This window comes from Streptomyces poonensis (assembly GCF_014650915.1).
In the GTDB taxonomy this organism is placed as follows: domain Bacteria; phylum Actinomycetota; class Actinomycetes; order Streptomycetales; family Streptomycetaceae; genus Streptomyces; species Streptomyces poonensis.
The window spans coordinates 173,792-190,347 of record NZ_BMVW01000015.1; the positions used below are offsets into that span (position 1 = coordinate 173,792).

Annotated in this window: 14 protein-coding genes; 1 reads left to right on the forward strand and 13 read right to left on the reverse strand. The window is 70.9% G+C overall.

The window, feature by feature from the left end; translation table 11 throughout:
• Window positions 1–199: 199 nt before the first annotated feature.
• From IE242_RS29350 to IE242_RS29365, 4 genes are all read right to left on the reverse strand, one after another.
• Window positions 200–703 carry a GNAT family N-acetyltransferase gene (locus IE242_RS29350; protein WP_189864557.1) on the reverse strand — a complete coding sequence of 168 codons (504 nt, stop codon included), beginning with the start codon at window positions 701–703 and terminating at the stop codon, window positions 200–202.
• Window positions 700–1,644 (reverse strand): RluA family pseudouridine synthase, encoded by a 945-nt coding sequence (locus IE242_RS29355; protein ID WP_189864559.1) that lies wholly within the window; start codon window positions 1,642–1,644, stop codon window positions 700–702. The genes IE242_RS29350 and IE242_RS29355 overlap by 4 nt, the downstream gene beginning before the upstream one ends.
• Before the next feature lie 89 nt (window positions 1,645–1,733).
• A complete protein-coding gene (gene lspA, locus IE242_RS29360) occupies window positions 1,734–2,579 on the reverse strand; it encodes a signal peptidase II (protein ID WP_189864561.1) in 846 nt (281 codons plus the stop codon).
• Window positions 2,580–2,657: 78 nt separating this feature from the next.
• Complete coding sequence (locus IE242_RS29365; RefSeq protein WP_308436795.1) at window positions 2,658–3,371, reverse strand: TraR/DksA family transcriptional regulator; 714 nt, start codon at window positions 3,369–3,371, stop codon at window positions 2,658–2,660.
• Window positions 3,372–4,385: 1,014 nt separating this feature from the next.
• Here IE242_RS29365 and ileS point away from each other — a divergent pair.
• Entirely contained in the window at window positions 4,386–7,544 is a 3,159-nt protein-coding gene (gene ileS, locus IE242_RS29370; protein WP_189864565.1) for an isoleucine--tRNA ligase, read from the forward strand.
• A gap of 294 nt (window positions 7,545–7,838) precedes the next feature.
• Here the strand turns inward: ileS and IE242_RS29375 are convergent, their stop codons facing one another.
• From IE242_RS29375 to ftsW, 9 genes are all read right to left on the reverse strand, one after another.
• Window positions 7,839–9,002: a DivIVA domain-containing protein gene (locus IE242_RS29375; protein ID WP_189864567.1), complete on the reverse strand. Its 1,164-nt coding sequence runs from the start codon at window positions 9,000–9,002 to the stop codon at window positions 7,839–7,841.
• A gap of 52 nt (window positions 9,003–9,054) precedes the next feature.
• Entirely contained in the window at window positions 9,055–9,345 is a 291-nt protein-coding gene (locus IE242_RS29380; protein ID WP_030582238.1) for a YggT family protein, read from the reverse strand.
• A 50-nt stretch (window positions 9,346–9,395) separates the two neighbouring features.
• Window positions 9,396–10,028 (reverse strand): cell division protein SepF, encoded by a 633-nt coding sequence (locus tag IE242_RS29385; protein WP_189864569.1) that lies wholly within the window; start codon window positions 10,026–10,028, stop codon window positions 9,396–9,398.
• Between the two features lie 130 nt (window positions 10,029–10,158).
• Window positions 10,159–10,878, reverse strand: a complete 720-nt coding sequence (locus tag IE242_RS29390; RefSeq protein ID WP_189864571.1) for a YggS family pyridoxal phosphate-dependent enzyme — start codon at window positions 10,876–10,878, stop codon at window positions 10,159–10,161.
• Window positions 10,879–10,884: 6 nt separating this feature from the next.
• On the reverse strand, window positions 10,885–11,622 hold the full coding sequence (pgeF, locus tag IE242_RS29395; protein ID WP_189864573.1) for a peptidoglycan editing factor PgeF: 738 nt from the start codon (window positions 11,620–11,622) through the stop codon (window positions 10,885–10,887).
• Complete coding sequence (ftsZ, locus tag IE242_RS29400; protein ID WP_189864575.1) at window positions 11,619–12,833, reverse strand: cell division protein FtsZ; 1,215 nt, start codon at window positions 12,831–12,833, stop codon at window positions 11,619–11,621. Before ftsZ ends, pgeF begins: the two co-directional genes overlap by 4 nt.
• A gap of 276 nt (window positions 12,834–13,109) precedes the next feature.
• Window positions 13,110–13,901, reverse strand: coding sequence for a cell division protein FtsQ/DivIB (locus tag IE242_RS29405; protein WP_189864577.1), 792 nt, complete (start codon window positions 13,899–13,901; stop codon window positions 13,110–13,112).
• Between the two features lie 32 nt (window positions 13,902–13,933).
• Window positions 13,934–15,025, reverse strand: a complete 1,092-nt coding sequence (gene murG / locus IE242_RS29410) for an undecaprenyldiphospho-muramoylpentapeptide beta-N-acetylglucosaminyltransferase (RefSeq protein WP_189864579.1) — start codon at window positions 15,023–15,025, stop codon at window positions 13,934–13,936.
• 6 nt (window positions 15,026–15,031) lie between these two features.
• On the reverse strand, window positions 15,032–16,417 hold the full coding sequence (gene ftsW / locus IE242_RS29415) for a putative lipid II flippase FtsW (protein WP_189864581.1): 1,386 nt from the start codon (window positions 16,415–16,417) through the stop codon (window positions 15,032–15,034).
• Between the last annotated feature and the right edge of the window lie 139 nt (window positions 16,418–16,556).

Below are 16,556 nucleotides of genomic sequence, written 5' to 3' on the forward strand. Positions count from 1 at the left end.
ACCCCGATGCCCAGGGTGCCACGCACCACCCCGCGCGGCCCGTCCGCGCCCGACGGCGCGCCGCCCGCTCCGGCATCGTGGGAACGGTCCTTACGGGCCGCAGTACTCCGGATGCCCACATCGGCGCGGCTCACGCCGGGGCACGCCCGCCTCTCCCGTCACACGTTCCGCATCAGCACATCAGTTGATCAGAGAGCGCTCAGTTGATCAGGGAGCGCTCCGCATCGCCGGATCGGAGGGCGCGCCGCATCGCCTGGTGCGGTATGCCGGCGTCGGGGAACTCCGGCCCGTACGCCACGTATCCCAGCCGCTCGTAGAACCCCAGGGCGTGCGTCTGCGCGTGCAGATCCACCGCCGTCAGCCCGAGCTCCCGCGCCGCGCCCTCGATGGCCCGCACCAGGGCAGCGCCCACGCCGAGTCCGCGCGCCTGCTTCATCACGGCGAGCCGCCCGAGCGAACCCACCGCCGGGTCGCCGCCGGTCTTCCCCGCGGCCGCCTCACCGGACAGCAGCCGGCCGGTGCCGAGCGGCGTCCCGTCCTCCCGGACGGCCAGCACATGGACCGCGAGGGCGTCGTACGGGTCGTACTCGATGTCCTCCGGGACGCCCTGCTCGGCGACGAAGACCTCCTTGCGCACCGCGAAGCACGCCTCACGGTCGGCCGGCTCCGCGGCTATGCGCACCACATACGAGGGGCCGCTCATCCGTACGTCTCCTCCCGCACCCGGTCCAGGGCCTTCTGCAGGTCCTCGGGGTAGTCGCTCTCGAACTCGACCCACCGTCCGTCCCCGGGGTGCTCGAAGCCGAGCCGCACCGCGTGCAGCCACTGCCGGGTGAGGCCGAGCCGCTTGGCGAGCGTGGGGTCCGCGCCGTACGTGAGGTCGCCCGCGCAGGGGTGCCGGTGGGCCGACATGTGCACGCGGATCTGGTGGGTGCGCCCGGTCTCCAGCTTCACGTCCAGCAGCGACGCCGCGCGGAACGCCTCGATGAGGTCGTAGTGCGTGACGGACGGCTTGCCGTCGGCCGTGACCGCCCACTTGTAGTCGTGGTTCGGGTGCCGCCCGATGGGCGCGTCGATGGTGCCGCTCGTCGGGTCGGGGTGCCCCTGCACCAGCGTGTGGTAGCGCTTGTCGACCGTGCGCTCCTTGAACTGGCGCTTGAGGAAGCTGTACGCGTACTCCGACTTGGCCACCACCATCAGCCCCGACGTGCCCACGTCGAGCCGGTGGACGATGCCCTGGCGCTCCGCGGCGCCCGAGGTCGAGATCCGGTAGCCCGCGGCGGCGAGCCCGCCGATCACGGTCGGGCCGGTCCAGCCGGGGCTCGGGTGCGCGGCCACGCCGACCGGCTTGACGATCACGACCACGTCGTCGTCGTCGTACACGATCTCCATGCCCTCGACCCGCTCGGCGACGACCTGGACGGGCGCGGGCGCCTGCGGCATCTCGACCTCGAGCCAGGCCCCGCCCCGCACCCGCTCGGACTTGCCGACCACCGTGCCGTCGACCAGCACCTTGCCCGCCGCGGCCAGCTCCGCGGCCTTGGTGCGGGAGAAGCCGAACATGCGGGAGATGGCGGCGTCGACGCGCTCGCCCTCCAGGCCGTCGGGCACGGGCAGGGTACGGATCTCGGGAATCGTGCTCACCCGTCGAGTATGCCGGACGGGTCCGACAACGCCGTACGCGCGCCCCTGAGCAGGCCGTCAGACCTTCGGTCCCTCAGTGCCTCAGTGCCTCAGTCCTTGTGGACGGTGCCGTCCGGGTCGAGCCCCCGGAAGGACAGCAGCACGATGAGGATGCCTCCGCAGACGATCGCGGAGTCGGCCAGGTTGAACACGGCGAAGCCCTTGGGGGCGATGAAGTCCACCACCGCCCCTTCGAAGACGCCGGGCGCGCGGAAGATGCGGTCCGTGAGGTTGCCCAGCGCACCGCCGAGCAGCAGCCCGAGCGCGACGGCCCAGGGCAGGCTGTAGAGCTTGCGCGCGAGCCGGACGATCACCACGATCACGGCCGTCGCGATCACCGTGAAGATGACGGTGAACGCCTCGCCGAAGCCGAAGGCGGCGCCCGCGTTGCGGATCGCCACAAACCTCAGCCACTCCCCGACGATCTCGATCGGCTCGTGGTGCTCCAGCTTCTCGACCACGATCATCTTGCTGATCAGGTCGAGGGCGTACGCCAGGACGGCGACCATGAACAGCACGGCGATCCGCCGCTTGCCCCGGGGCCGCGCGCCGGCACCGCCCGCCTCGCTCTCCGCCACGCCGTCCGTCGTTGCGTCCGCGTCGGACACCTCGCCGGCCCCCTGCGCCCCTTCGGAGCGGGACTCCGGCCCCGCTCCGACGGCCGGGCCGGCTCCGGACGCAGGTCCCGTGCCGGACACGGATCCCGTCCCGGGCACGGGGTCCGCCCCGCGCGCGGGGCCGGTGTCCGGCCGCCCGGCCGGGGCGTGCGGGGCCCGTGTGCCGTCGTCGGAGCCGGACCGCTCGCCCGCGGCCGCCCGCCCTTCGGACCGCTCCGGCCCGGCTCCCGCCGCGTCGGGGGTGTCCGGCGTACCGATGATGCGCTCCGCCTCTGCCACGTGAGTCCCTCAACCTAGGTGCCTGACTGAGGACGAGAGTACGTCACGGTCCCCGCCGATCATGTGCTCAGGCGGCACTCAGTAACGGCGTTCCTGCTTCTGCTTGCACTCGACGCACAGGGTGGCCCGCGGGAAGGCCTGCATACGGGCCTTGCCGATGGGCTTGCCGCAGTTCTCGCAGAGCCCGTACGTGCCCGCGTCGAGCCGCTCCAGGGCCCGCTCGGTCTGTTCCAGCATCTCGCGGGAGTTCTGCGCCAGCGCCATCTCGTGCTCGCGGGTGATGTTCTTGGCACCGGTGTCGGCCTGGTCGTCGCCGGCGCCGTCGCCGCTGTCGCGCATCAGCCCCGCGAGCGCCCGCTCGGACGCGTCGAGCTCGGTCCGCAGCCGCATCGCCTCGGACTCCAGTTCCGCACGCGCCTCGGCGACCTCCTCCGGTGTCCAGGGGTCCTCGCCGGGGCGCACCGCGAGCTCGCCGGGCTCCACCGCGCCGGCCCGTGCCTTGGGGACTGCCGTGGGCTTCTTCGCCACCGTGTTCGCCGCTGTGGCCGTGCCAGGAGTCTTCTTCGCAACCACTGTGGTCGCTCCCGTCGTCTTCGCGGCCTGGGCCGCACCCGCCTTCTTGGCCGTGCTCTTATCGGCCGCGCTCGTCGGGGAGGCCGGCCTGTCGGTGCCTCCCCGGACGGCGGCGCTCCGCGCGGCGGCGGGCTTCTTCGCGGCGGCCTTCCTCACCGCCGCCTTCTCACCGGCCGCCTCTCCGGCCACCGGTCTCGCCGGGCCCTCCTCCTCGGTCACCTTCTTCGAGGGAGCCGCCTCCGAAGCGGTTCCTGCCGACGCGGTTCCTGCCGAAACAGTCCTTCCCGAAGTGCTCTTCGCCGATGCGGTCCCTCTGGCGGCCTTTCCCCCGGAAGCGGAAGCCGCCTCTTTGCCGCCCCCGCCACCGGCCCGTCCACCGGCCCGTCCACCGGCCCGTCCACCGGAGGCATCCTTCCTCGCCACCGCCCCGACACCACCGGCCTTCCCGGCGGCCGCCCCGCCGGAGGCCCCCGCGGCCGTGGATCTCCTGGACGCCGACTGCTGTCCGGCGGTCTTCTTCGCCACCATGGCCGCGGCCCCTTCACATATTGTGATCTTGCTCGCGAATCGTGCTGGGACGATAAATCGACTTGAGTCCTACGGCAACGGGGCGCACCGCTCGATTCGCCCGCCCCGCACACGCGCCTCGGCGAGCCTGCAAGCGTTGTGCCCAGCTCCCCGCCCGGTAATCCGTCACGGCGGGCGCCCCAAAACCGGACCGCGGACCCGCTCCATTCGGGTCACACCCAGGTGTCGCGCCCGGCGTCACGCCTCGGCCCTCCTGGCCCCGGCCACGCGCTCCACCGATCACTTCGCCCGGCTTCCGCCCCTGCCCGCCCACCCCGGGCGGCCCAAAACCGGTCGGCCGTTGTCCCCGGGGCGCCGTACACTGGGCGGAGCGAGAAGCGTGGATGGGGACGAGTAGCGGCGTACGCAGCCAGGAGCGACCCGGGGACGGTGGAAGCCCGGGGGCGAGCGCGACGTGAAGATCACCCCGGAGCCGCCGGAAGAAAGCCGGAGCGGGCCCTGCAGGACGCACAGGACATGCGGGACGGCCGCCCCGGCGAGTAGAACCGGTTTCGCGACCTCAATGAGGGGGCTCATCGGTGTGCACGAGGCGCCGGGGAGCCAAGGAGGGTGGTACCGCGGGAGCGCGCCGTACGCGGCGCAGGCAGCAAGCAGGCTCTCGTCCCTCCGACGGAAGGCAGAAAGTCCGTTGGAGGAAGCTCGCCGATGACAGCGCCGACGTACCGCCAGGTACCCGCCCAGGTCGACCTGCCCGCCCTCGAGCACGCCGTGCTCGACTTCTGGCGCGAGCAGAAGATCTTCGCCAAGAGCCTGGAGCAGTCCGAGGGACGCCCCGAGTGGGTGTTCTACGAGGGCCCGCCCACGGCCAACGGCATGCCCGGTGCCCACCACATCGAGGCCCGCGTCTTCAAGGACGTCTTCCCCCGCTTCCGCACCATGCGCGGCTACCACGTGGCCCGCAAGGCGGGCTGGGACTGCCACGGCCTCCCGGTGGAGCTGGCCGTCGAGAAGGAGCTCGGCTTCTCCGGCAAGCAGGACATCGAGGCGTACGGCATCGCCGAGTTCAACGCCAAGTGCCGCGAGTCCGTGACCCGTCACACCGACGCGTTCTCCGAGCTCACGACCCGCATGGGCTACTGGGTCGACCTGGACGACGCGTACCGCACGATGGACCCCGAGTACGTGGAGTCCGTCTGGTGGTCGCTCAAGGAGATCTTCAACAAGGGCCTGCTGGTCCAGGACCACCGCGTCGCCCCCTGGTGCCCGCGCTGCGGCACCGGCCTGTCCGACCACGAGCTGGCCCAGGGCTACGAGACGGTCGTCGACCCCTCGGTGTACGTCCGTTTCCCGCTCACCTCCGGTCCGCTCGCGGGTGAGGCCGCGCTCCTGGTGTGGACGACGACCCCGTGGACCCTGGTGTCCAACACCGCGGTCGCCGCACACCCCGACGTCACCTACGTCGTCGCCACCAACGGCGAGGAGAAGCTCGTCGTCGCCGAGCCGCTCGTGGCGAAGTCCCTCGGCGAGGGCTGGGAGACCACCGGCCAGTCGTTCACCGGCGCCGAGATGGAGCGCTGGACGTATCAACGTCCGTTCGAGCTCGTGGAGTTCCCGGAACCCGCCCACTACGTGGTGAACGCCGACTACGTCACCACCGAGGACGGTACGGGCCTGGTCCACCAGTCCCCGGCCTTCGGTGAGGACGACCTCAAGGTCTGCCGCTCCTACGGCCTGCCCGTCGTGAACCCCGTCCGCCCCGACGGCACCTTCGAGGAGGACGTCCCGCTGGTCGGCGGCGTCTTCTTCAAGAAGGCGGACGAGAAGCTCACCGAGGACCTCGCGAGCCGCGGTCTGCTCTTCAAGCACCTCCCGTACGAGCACAGCTACCCGCACTGCTGGCGCTGCCACACGGCGCTCCTCTACTACGCGCAGCCGTCCTGGTACATCCGCACCACGGCCATCAAGGACCGCCTCCTCCAGGAGAACGAGAAGACCAACTGGTTCCCGGACTCGGTCAAGCACGGCCGCTACGGTGACTGGCTGAACAACAACATCGACTGGGCCCTGTCCCGCAACCGCTACTGGGGCACCCCGCTGCCCATCTGGCGCTGCGAGGACGACCACCTCACCGTGATCGGCTCCCGCGCGGAGCTCACCGAGCTGACCGGCACCGACCAGTCGGGCCTCGACCCGCACCGCCCGTACATCGACGAGGTCACCTTCGCGTGCCCCGAGGACGGCTGCGGCAGGACGGCCACGCGCGTGCCGGAGGTCATCGACGCCTGGTACGACTCGGGCTCGATGCCGTTCGCGCAGTGGGGCTACCCGTACAAGAACAAGGAGCTCTTCGAGAGCCGCTACCCGGCGCAGTTCATCTCGGAGGCCATCGACCAGACCCGCGGCTGGTTCTACACGCTGATGGCGGTCGGCACCCTGGTGTTCGACAAGTCGTCGTACGAGAACGTCGTCTGCCTCGGCCACATCCTCGCCGAGGACGGCCGCAAGATGTCCAAGCACCTGGGCAACATCCTGCAGCCGATCCCGCTGATGGACCAGCACGGCGCGGACGCGGTCCGCTGGTTCATGGCGGCCGGCGGCTCCCCCTGGGCGGCGCGGCGGGTCGGCCACGGCACGATCCAGGAGGTCGTCCGCAAGACGCTGCTGACCTACTGGAACACGGTCGCCTTCCAGGCCCTGTACGCGCGCACGTCCGGCTGGGCGCCCAGCGAGGCGGACCCGGCCCCGGCCGACCGCCCGCTCCTGGACCGCTGGCTGCTGTCCGAGCTGCACGCGCTCACCGACCAGGTCACGCAGGCCCTGGAGGGCTACGACACCCAGCGCGCCGGCAAGCTCCTGTCGGCGTTCGTCGACGACCTGTCCAACTGGTACGTACGCCGCTCGCGCCGCCGCTTCTGGCAGGGCGACAAGGCCGCGCTGCGCACCCTGCACGAGGTCGTCGAGACGGTCACCAAGCTGATGGCCCCGCTGACCCCGTTCATCACCGAGCGGGTCTGGCAGGACCTGATCGTGCCGGTCACCCCGGACGCCCCGGAGTCGGTGCACCTGTCCACCTGGCCGGAGGCGGACCTGACCGCCATCGACCCGGAGCTGTCCAAGCAGATGGTGCTGGTGCGCCGGCTGGTGGAGCTGGGCCGTGCCACGCGCGCGGAGTCCGGTGTCAAGACGCGTCAGCCGCTGTCGCGCGCGCTGGTCGCGGCGGCCGGCTTCGACGCCCTGAGCCCCGAGCTGCACACGCAGATCACGGAGGAGCTGAACGTCAGCTCGCTGGCGTCCCTGAGCGAGGTCGGCGGTTCGCTCGTCGACACCACGGCCAAGGCCAACTTCCGTGCGCTGGGCAAGCGGTTCGGCAAGCGCGTCCAGGACGTGGCCAAGGCCGTCGCGAACGCCGACGCGGCCGCGCTGTCCCTGGCCCTGCGCGAGGGCACGGCCTCCGTCGAGGTCGACGGCGAGACCATCGCCCTCGCCCCCGACGAGGTGATCATCACGGAGACGCCGCGCGAGGGCTGGTCCGTGGCGTCCGACTCGGGTGCGACGGTCGCCCTCGACCTGGAGATCACGGAGGAGCTGCGCCGCGCCGGTCTCGCCCGTGACGCGATCCGGCTGATCCAGGAGGCCCGCAAGAACAGCGGCCTGGACGTGGCCGACCGGATCGCGCTGCGCTGGACCGCCACCGACCCCGCGGTGATCGCGGCCCTGAGCGAGCACGCGGAGCTCATCGCCGACGAGGTCCTCGCCGCGGACTTCGCGCAGGGCGAGGCGGACGGCACATACGGGGCGCCGTTCACGGACGAGTCCCTGTCCCTGACGTTCCGGCTGCGCAAGGCGACGGCGCAGGAGTCGTAGGACGATCGGTCCGAGGCGGTCACCGTCCGCACGTCCGTACGGTGACCGCGGGCCGTCAGCGGCCGGTCGCCCAGTTCCCCCGTTCTCTTTCGGGTCACTGGGCGCAGTACGAGGGCCCGGTCCCCTTTTCGGGGGATCGGGCCCTCGTGCCGCATATGTCGGCCGCTGCCCCGATCGACCCGTGCGGAAAGGCGACCCGTGCAGAAAGGGCGAGGCCCCCGGATCATCCGGGGGCCTCGCCCTGTACGCGCTGCCGACGCGTGAGGCCTACTGGGGCCTACTGACGGCGGGCCGTCAGTTGTCGTCCTCGTCGATCAGGAAACCGCGCATCGGCGAGGGAGCCTGGCCCATCGGGGACGGGCCCTGCGGACGCACCGGCGCCATCGGCTGGGTCATGGCCGGGGACATCTGCTGCTGGCCGCCGTAGGAGGGCGCGGCCGGAGCCGGGGCACCACCCATCGGCTGGTTGCCGCCGTAGGACGGAGCGCTCGCGCCGGCCGGGGCCATGGAGGGCGCCGGGGACGGCGGGAGGGAGGCCGTGGCCGGAGTACGCGGCGGGGCGAGCGAGTCGTCCGCCTGGGTCTCCAGCTGACGCAGCTGGCTCTCCAGGTAGGACTTCAGCCGCGTACGGTACTCGCGCTCGAAGCCGCGCAGGTCCTCGACCTTGCGCTCCAGCGTGGCGCGGGCGGACTCCAGGGAGCCCATCGCGACACGGTGCTTCTCCTGCGCGTCCCGCTCCAGGGCGTCGGCCTTGGCACGGGCGTCGCGCTCCAGACCCTCGGCACGGCTGCGGGCCTCACCGACGATCTTGTTGGCCTCGGAACGGGCCTCCGCGATCGCCTGGTCGGCGGTCTGCTGGGCCAGCGACAGCACGCGCGCGGCACTGTCGCCGCCGGGACCCTGACCGGGCTGCGGAAGACCGCCGCCCATCGGGCCGGGGCCACCCATGGGACCGCCCATCGGGCCGCCCATCTGCTGCTGCATCGGACCGCCCTGGCCCATCGGGCCGCCCTGCCCCATCGGACCCTGACCCATCGGACCGGGACCCTGGGGGCCCTGACCGCTGGGACCGGCGGGCAGCTGCGGCGCACCGCTCGGCAGCTGGGGCGGACCACCCATGGGGCCGCCCATCTGCTGCTGCGGCGGGCCCGATATGCCGGCGGGAACGGGAGCGCCGGGACCGCGCATGCCCTGCTGCTGGTCCTGGGGGCCGGGACCACCGGGACCACCGGGGCCGCCGGGGCCCTCCGGGGGCTTGCGCATGTTCTGCTGGTTCTGCGCGGCGGCGCGCGTGGCGGCGGCCAGCTTGGCGCGCAGATCCTCGTTCTCGCGCAGCAGACGGGTCAGTTCGGCTTCGACCTCGTCGAGGAAGGCATCGACCTCGTCCTCGTCATAGCCTTCTCGGAGGCGGACGGTCGTGAACTGCTTGTTCCGCACGTCCTCGGGGGTCAACGGCATCTCTTCACCTCAACGTAGTCATCGGCAGTCGGCAAGACCGTATCGTCCACATTCACCTCGCGAGACTGCTCACGATGGAGATCAGGATGTAGACGATGATCATCAGTACGAAGAAGGACAGGTCAAGTGCCACGCCCCCGAGACGCAACGGCGGGATGAACCGCCGCAGAAGCTTGAGCGGTGGATCCGTGACAGTGTAGGTGGCCTCCAGAACGACGACCATCGCCTTGCCGGGTTGCCATGAGCGGGCGAACTGGAAGACGTAGTCCATGACCAGCCGGAAGATCAGCACGATCAGGAAACACATCAGCGCGACGTAGAGCACCTGCCAAACCACGCTCATGATCCGTGCTTCCCTCTCCCCTGTTCGTACAGCTTGTCCGGTTGTGCGTCTCAGCTCTGGTTGAAGAACCCGCCCTCTGCGATGCGGGCCTTGTCCTCCGCCGTGACATCGACGTTAGCAGGCGACAACAGGAACACCTTCTGCGTCACCCGCTCGATGCTTCCATGCAGACCGAACACCAAACCAGCGGCAAAGTCGACAAGTCGCTTCGCATCAGTGTCGTCCATCTCGGTCAGATTCATGATCACCGGGGTGCCCTCACGGAAGTGTTCCCCGATGGTACGGGCCTCGTTGTAGGTCCGCGGGTGCAGCGTGGTGATCCGGTACGGCTCTCGTTCCGACACGACCTTGGGCATGATCACCGGTGCGTTCTTCTCCAGGCTCTGACGTTCTTGTGTGATGGACGCCACGGGCGCGATCCGCGCCGGGCGCGCCGGTTCCGCGGGCAGTGGGGCGGAATGCGCCACCGGCTCACGCTGCACGGTGGGTTGCACGACTCGTACCGATTCGTCCCGTGGGGGCTGGTGCGTCTGATGCGACGTCTCGTGCCGCCTGCGGTCGCGCTCGGGCTCCGGGTCGAGCTCGGGTTCGAAGTCGTCGTCGGGGTCGAATCCGCGGCCGTCGTACCCATCGTCCTCCACGAGGCCGAGGTAGACCGCCATCTTGCGCATCGCGCCGGCCATGCTCTGAGTCCTCCGCTCTGTGGTGGATCGACTGACGACTTGCCAAGTGCCCGCGATCCACGTGGTCGCTATGCCCGCCTACCAGCGGTAATGACCATATTTTCTGCTGTGGTCCGACTTCTTGGCGACGTTACCCGAGCCTGGGGCGGACTCCGAGTACCGCGCTGCCGACGCGCACATGTGTCGCCCCGGCGGCCACGGCCTGCTCGAGGTCCGCGCTCATCCCTGCCGAGACCATGTTCGCAGCCGGATGGGCTCTGCGCAGGGCAGTCGACAAATCCATCAACCGCTCGAACGCCGCGCGTTCGCGCCCCGCGTACTCACCGGTGAGCGGCGCCACGGTCATCAGGCCGTCGAGCCGCAAGCCGGGCGAGTCCGCCACAAGACCGGCCAACTCCTCGATCCCGCCGGGGCCGACACCGCCCCGGTCCCCCCGGCCGCTCTCCCCTGCGTCGAGCGCGACCTGGAGCAGACACCCCACGTCGCGCCCCGCCCGGACGGCCTCCTTCGACAGAGCCGTGACGAGCTTGGGACGATCCACGGACTGTACGACATCGGCGTAACACACCACAGAACGGACTTTGTTGGTCTGCAACTGGCCGACGAAGTGCCAGGTAAGCGGCAGATCCGCGCACTCGGCGGCCTTGGGCGACGCGTCCTGGTCCTTGTTCTCGGCGACGTGCCGCACTCCCAGTTCCGAGAGAAAACGCACATCGCTCGCGGGGTAGGTCTTGGTGACCGCGATCAGGGTCACCTCCTCGCGCTTCCGGCCCGCCGCCGCGCACGCCGCCGCGATACGGTCCTCCACCTTCGCCAGGTTCTCGGCGAGTTCGGTCTTACGGTCCGTCATGCCCCATCAGTCCAGCCAGACATATCCCGCGAGTCGCCCTGTGGTGCGGTCGCGGCGGTACGAGAAGTGGTCGCCCGATTCGAACGTGCAGACCGGGGACTGCTCCCGGTCACGCACCCCGAGCCGGTCGAGCTGGGCGTGCACACCGGCGCTCACGTCCACGGCCGGGGTGCCCCAGCTCGTCGTGGCGTACGCCGCGGGCTCGGTGGCGGACACCTCGGCGCGCATCGCCTCGGGCACCTCGTAGCAGCGGCCGCAGACGGCGGGACCGGTGCGGGCCACGATCCGGGACGGCTCGGCACCCAGTTCGATCATGGCGCGGACGGCGGCGGGCACCACCCCGGCGACCATGCCGGGCCGTCCCGCGTGCGCCGCGCCCACGACCCCGGCGACGGGGTCGGCGAGCAGCACGGGGACGCAGTCGGCGGTGAGCACGGCGAGGGCGAGTCCGCGCCGGACGGTGACGAGCGCGTCGACGGACGGCACGGCCGAAGGGTCCGCGGAGCTCCAGGGCCCGTCGACCACCGCGACCTCCGGACCGTGCACCTGGTTCATCCAGACGACCTCGGCCGGGTCGAGCCCGAGCGACTTCGCGGCCAGCTCGCGATTGGTCCGTACCGTCTCCGGGTCGTCCCCGACGGCTCCGCCGAGGTTGAGCTCCTCGTACGGAGCGGCGCTCACCCCGCCCCACCGGTCGGTGAAGGCGAAGTGCGCGCCGCTCACGCTGTCGCGCTGCCCTATCACTTCAGGAAGTCCGGCACGTCCAGTTCCTCGGCCGCGCTGTCCGCGTACGTCCGGGACGGCGGGACCGGCGGGGAGACCGGGGGGAGGTCGTGGTGCACCGGCTCCGGGGCGGGCTCCGGCTCCTCCTTCGGCGTCACGCTGCCGAGGGAACCGAAGGTCGGACGGCTCTCCCGCTCCACGGCGGGCCGTACGGGGGGCGGCGCGGGCTCCTCGCGCTGCTTGGCGGCGGCGGAGCCGAGGATGTTCTCCCGCTTGGCGGGGGGCTGGCCGCCGTCGAACCCGGCCGCGATCACGGTGACCCGGACCTCGTCGCCGAGCGCGTCGTCGATGACGGCACCGAAGATGATGTTGGCCTCGGGGTGCGCGGCCTCGCTCACCAGCTGGGCGGCCTCGTTGATCTCGAAGAGACCGAGGTCGGAGCCGCCGGAGATGGAGAGCAGCACGCCGCGGGCGCCGTCGATGGACGCCTCCAGCAGCGGCGAGGAGATCGCCATCTCGGCCGCGGCCACCGCGCGGTCGTCGCCGCGGGCGGAACCGATGCCCATGAGGGCCGAACCGGCCTCGGACATGACGGACTTCACGTCGGCGAAGTCGAGGTTGATCAGACCGGGCGTGGTGATGAGGTCGGTGATGCCCTGGACACCGGAGAGCAGAACCTGGTCGGCCGACTTGAAGGCGTCCAGAACCGACACCTGGCGGTCGGAGATCGACAGCAGCCGGTCGTTCGGGATGACGATGAGGGTGTCGACCTCTTCGCGGAGTTCGGCGATGCCGTCCTCGGCCTGGTTGGCGCGGCGCCGTCCCTCGAAGGTGAACGGGCGCGTGACCACGCCGATGGTGAGGGCGCCCAGCGAACGGGCGATGTTCGCCACGACGGGCGCTCCGCCGGTGCCGGTGCCGCCGCCCTCGCCCGCCGTCACGAAGACCATGTCGGCCCCCTTGAGGACCTCCTCGATCTCCTCGCGGTGGTCCTCGGCGGCCTTGCGCCCGACGGCCGGGTTGGCGCCGGCGCCCAGTCCGCGGGTGAGTTCACGGCCGACGTCCAGCTTGACGTCGGCGTCGCTCATCAACAGAGCCTGCGCGTCCGTGTTGATCGCGATGAACTCGACACCCTTGAGACCGACCTCGATCATTCGGTTGATGGCATTGACACCACCGCCGCCGACACCGATGACCTTGATGACTGCGAGGTAGTTCTGCGGTGCTGCCACGTCGAAGGCCTCTCGCCTCGATTTACGGGTCGTCACTTCGCCGCGCGGCGAGGTGACGACGGATGCCGATTGGGACGGTCCGTATCGCCGACCCGAACCCTAACGCTGAAGTTTAGGGTTACCAGTGTGCCTGTTCCCTGGACTCTTCCGAACAGGACACTAAGTCGACAAGTGGCGCGCGTTCAACGAACACGCCGAACCTCCCGTTTTTCTTTTCACCCTATGTGATCAGCCGTAGCGCTGCCCAACCAGGGTGCTGGCCTGCGCTGATGTGCGTCAACTCCCCGATGACGCCGGGGCGGTGGGAACACTCACGTCGAAGTGCCGCGCACCGGACGCCGCTTTCATCAGCGCGGTCAGCGTCCGGGCCTTCGCGCGGCCCTTCTCGCCGCTGCCCCACAGGACGGTCCGGCCGTCGCGGAGTTCCAGCGAGATGGAGTCGTACGAGCGGACCTTGACGACCTGGGTCTCCCCGGCGACCGCGTCCGGAATGTCCCCGGCGACGCGGACCGCCTCCCGCACCAGCCGGTCGGCGCCGAAGCGTCGCGCACCGGACGGCCGCGAGTCGGCCAATTCCAGCACCGGCACGCCCTTCGGGACCCGGGAAACCGTGGCGAATCGCACGCCCTTCGCGTCCACTTCGGCGTACTTGCCCCCATTTTCCGCCTTTTCGACAATCAGGACCGCCGTACGCTCGGTCACTTTCAGGTCGATTCCGTGGGGCCAGGAGCGGTCGACCTCCACCGCGTCAATTCGAGGCAATTTCTGGCGCAAACGTGCCTCGATCGCATCCGTGTCGACGGAAATGAGGGGTGCGCCGAGCGGGACGTCCGCCACCTCGCGCACCCGCTCAGGAGTGAGGACCCGCGTCCCCGAGACCGACACGTCCTCCGTACGCAGCCACTGCGAGCCGTACAGGACCCAGACACAGCCCCCGGCGACCAGCGCGAGAGCGACGGCCAGGAGGACGAGCGTGCGGGGGCCGGGGAGTCTCCGCCCGGGAGGCGGGCCGGCCCCGAGGTCGCCCTCCTGTGCGCCGCGCTCGGCGCCGGTCATCGGTCCGGCCACGCTCCCCTGCCTCTCACATCTGCGGTACTGCCCTAGCGGTGCCGGGAGGCGATCGCCTCGTACACCATGCCGACGAGCAGGTCGTCGGCGTCCCGGCGGCCGAACTCGCTCGCGGAGCGGGACATCTGGTACAGCCGGTGCGGGTCGGCCAGGACGGGCAGCACATGTCGCTGCACCCACTCGGGCGTCAGTTCCGCGTCGTCGACCAGCAGTCCGCCGCCGGCCTTGACCACCGGCTGGGCGTTCAGCCGCTGTTCGCCGTTGCCGATGGGCAGCGGGACGTAGGCGGCCGGGAGCCCGACGGCGGAGAGTTCGGCGACGGTCATCGCGCCCGCGCGGCACAGCATCATGTCGGCCGCGGCGTACGCGAGGTCCATCCGGTCCACGTACGGTACCGGGATGTAGGGCGGCATCCCGGGCATCTGGTGCACCTGCGGCAGTTCGTTCTTCGGACCGACCGCGTGCAGGATCTGGATGCCGGACTGCTGGAGGTACGGGGCGACCTGCTGGACCACCTCGTTGAGGCGGCGGGCGCCCTGCGAGCCACCGGACACCAGCAGGGTCGGCAGCTGGGGGTCGAGGCCGAAGGCGGCCCGGGCCTCGGGGCGGACGGCGGCCCGGTCGAGAGTGGCGATGGAACGGCGCAGCGGGATGCCGATGTACCGGGACCCGCGCAGCTTGCTGTCGGGCGTGGAGACGGCGACCTGGGCGGCGTACCGCGAACCGATCTTGTTGGCGAGGCCGGGACGGGCGTTGGCCTCGTGGATGACGATCGGCACGCCGAGGCGCTTGGCGGCGAGGTAGCCGGGCAGGGCGACATAGCCGCCGAAGCCGACCACGGCGTCCGCCTTGGTGCGCTCCAGGATCTGCTCGGTCGCCTTGATCGTGCCGCGCAGCCGGCCGGGCACGGTGATCAGCTCGGGGGTGGGCTTGCGCGGCAGGGGCACGGCGGGGATCAGGGCGAGTTCGTAGCCGCGCTCCGGGACGAGCCGGGTCTCCAGGCCGCGCTCCGTGCCCAGGGCCGTGATGCCCACGGTCGGGTCCTGCCTGCGCAGGGCGTCCGCGAGGGCGAGCGCGGGCTCGATGTGGCCGGCGGTTCCGCCACCGGCGAGGACGACATGCACCGAAATTCACCGCTCTCCGGACGAGCGCGCCGCCGAGGCACGCCGTCGCATCGTTTTCCATCTCCCGGGCCCCTGAGGGCCTCCAGCCCGCTTTTTACCGAAGCGAGGCTGACGCATCGCAAGCGCTGCCCGCGCAGCGGGGTCCTCCCGCGCGAACGCGATCAGCAGCCCGATGGCGAACATGGTCGGCAGCAGGGCGGACCCCCCGTAGGAGAACAGCGGGAGCGGGACACCGGCGATCGGCAGCAGACCGAGCACCGCACCGATGTTGATCACCGCCTGAGCGGTGATCCAGGTGGTCACGCCTCCCGCGGCATACCTGACGAAGGGATCCTCCGTACGTCCGGCCACGCGGATACCCGCATAGCCTAGAGCCGCGAAGAGGGCGAGCACCGACAGCGTCCCCGCCAACCCCAGCTCCTCACCGGTGACGGCGAAGATGAAGTCGGTGTGCGCTTCCGGTAGTTGGCCCCATTTTTCCACACTGGCGCCCAGACCGGAGCCGAAGAGTCCGCCGGACGCGAGCGCGTAGATGCCGTGCACGGCCTGCCAGCAGCCGTCGTTCGGGCCGGGGTCCGTGGCGCCCAGACAGGCCAGCCGGGCCATGCGGTTGGAACTGGTCTTGATGAGGATCACGCCGATGACCACGGCGACGGTCAGCACGCCTGTGAACAGCCGCGTGGGCGCGCCCGCCAGCCACAGCAGGCCGAACAGGATGGCCGTGAGGATGATGGCCGTCCCCATGTCGCCACCGAGCATGATGAGCCCGAGCAGCATGAAGGCCACCGGGACGAGCGGCACCAGCATGTGCTTCCACTGCGTCAGCAGCCGTTTGTCCTGTTTGCGCGCGAGCAGGTCGGCGCCCCAGAGCACGAGGGCGAGCTTGCCGAACTCGCTGGGCTGGAGCTGGAACGGGCCGCCGATGGAGATCCAGTTCTGGTTGCCGTTGACCGCCATCCCTATCCCGGGCACCTGCACGAGGGCCATCAGGGCGACCGAGACGGCCAGGATCGGGTAGGCCAGCGCCCGGTGCAGCCGTACCGGCATCCGGGAGGCGGCGAACAGCAGCCCGGCCCCGATCGCCGCGGCCAGGAACTGCTTGCGGAAGAAGTACGACCCGGGGAGCGACAGCTGCAGCGCCTTGATCTGGGAGGCCGAGTAGACCATCACCAGCCCCAGCACGGTGATCAGCAGACTGCCGCCGAAAATCAGGTAGTAGGCGGTCAGCGGCCGGTCCCAGGCCCTCCGCGCGCGCGTGTGCAGCCTCCGTACGGGGTTCTCGCGCGGGGGGCGGGGAACGGGGGGCCGCCGGGTGACGCGCTGGAGCGGCGGACGGCTCGTACGGGTCGTACGGGTCGTACGGGTGCTGCGGCTCGTACGGCTACCGGCCATCGCGGACCCCCCGGTCTGCCTGGAAGGACGTATCCGCGAACGCCCCCACGCGCGCGGGACCGCTCCGGTACGGCGCCGTGCCGTCGGCGGACAGCCGGCCGTCGAGCACCGACCACGATGGCGACACGCGTCCCTCCCA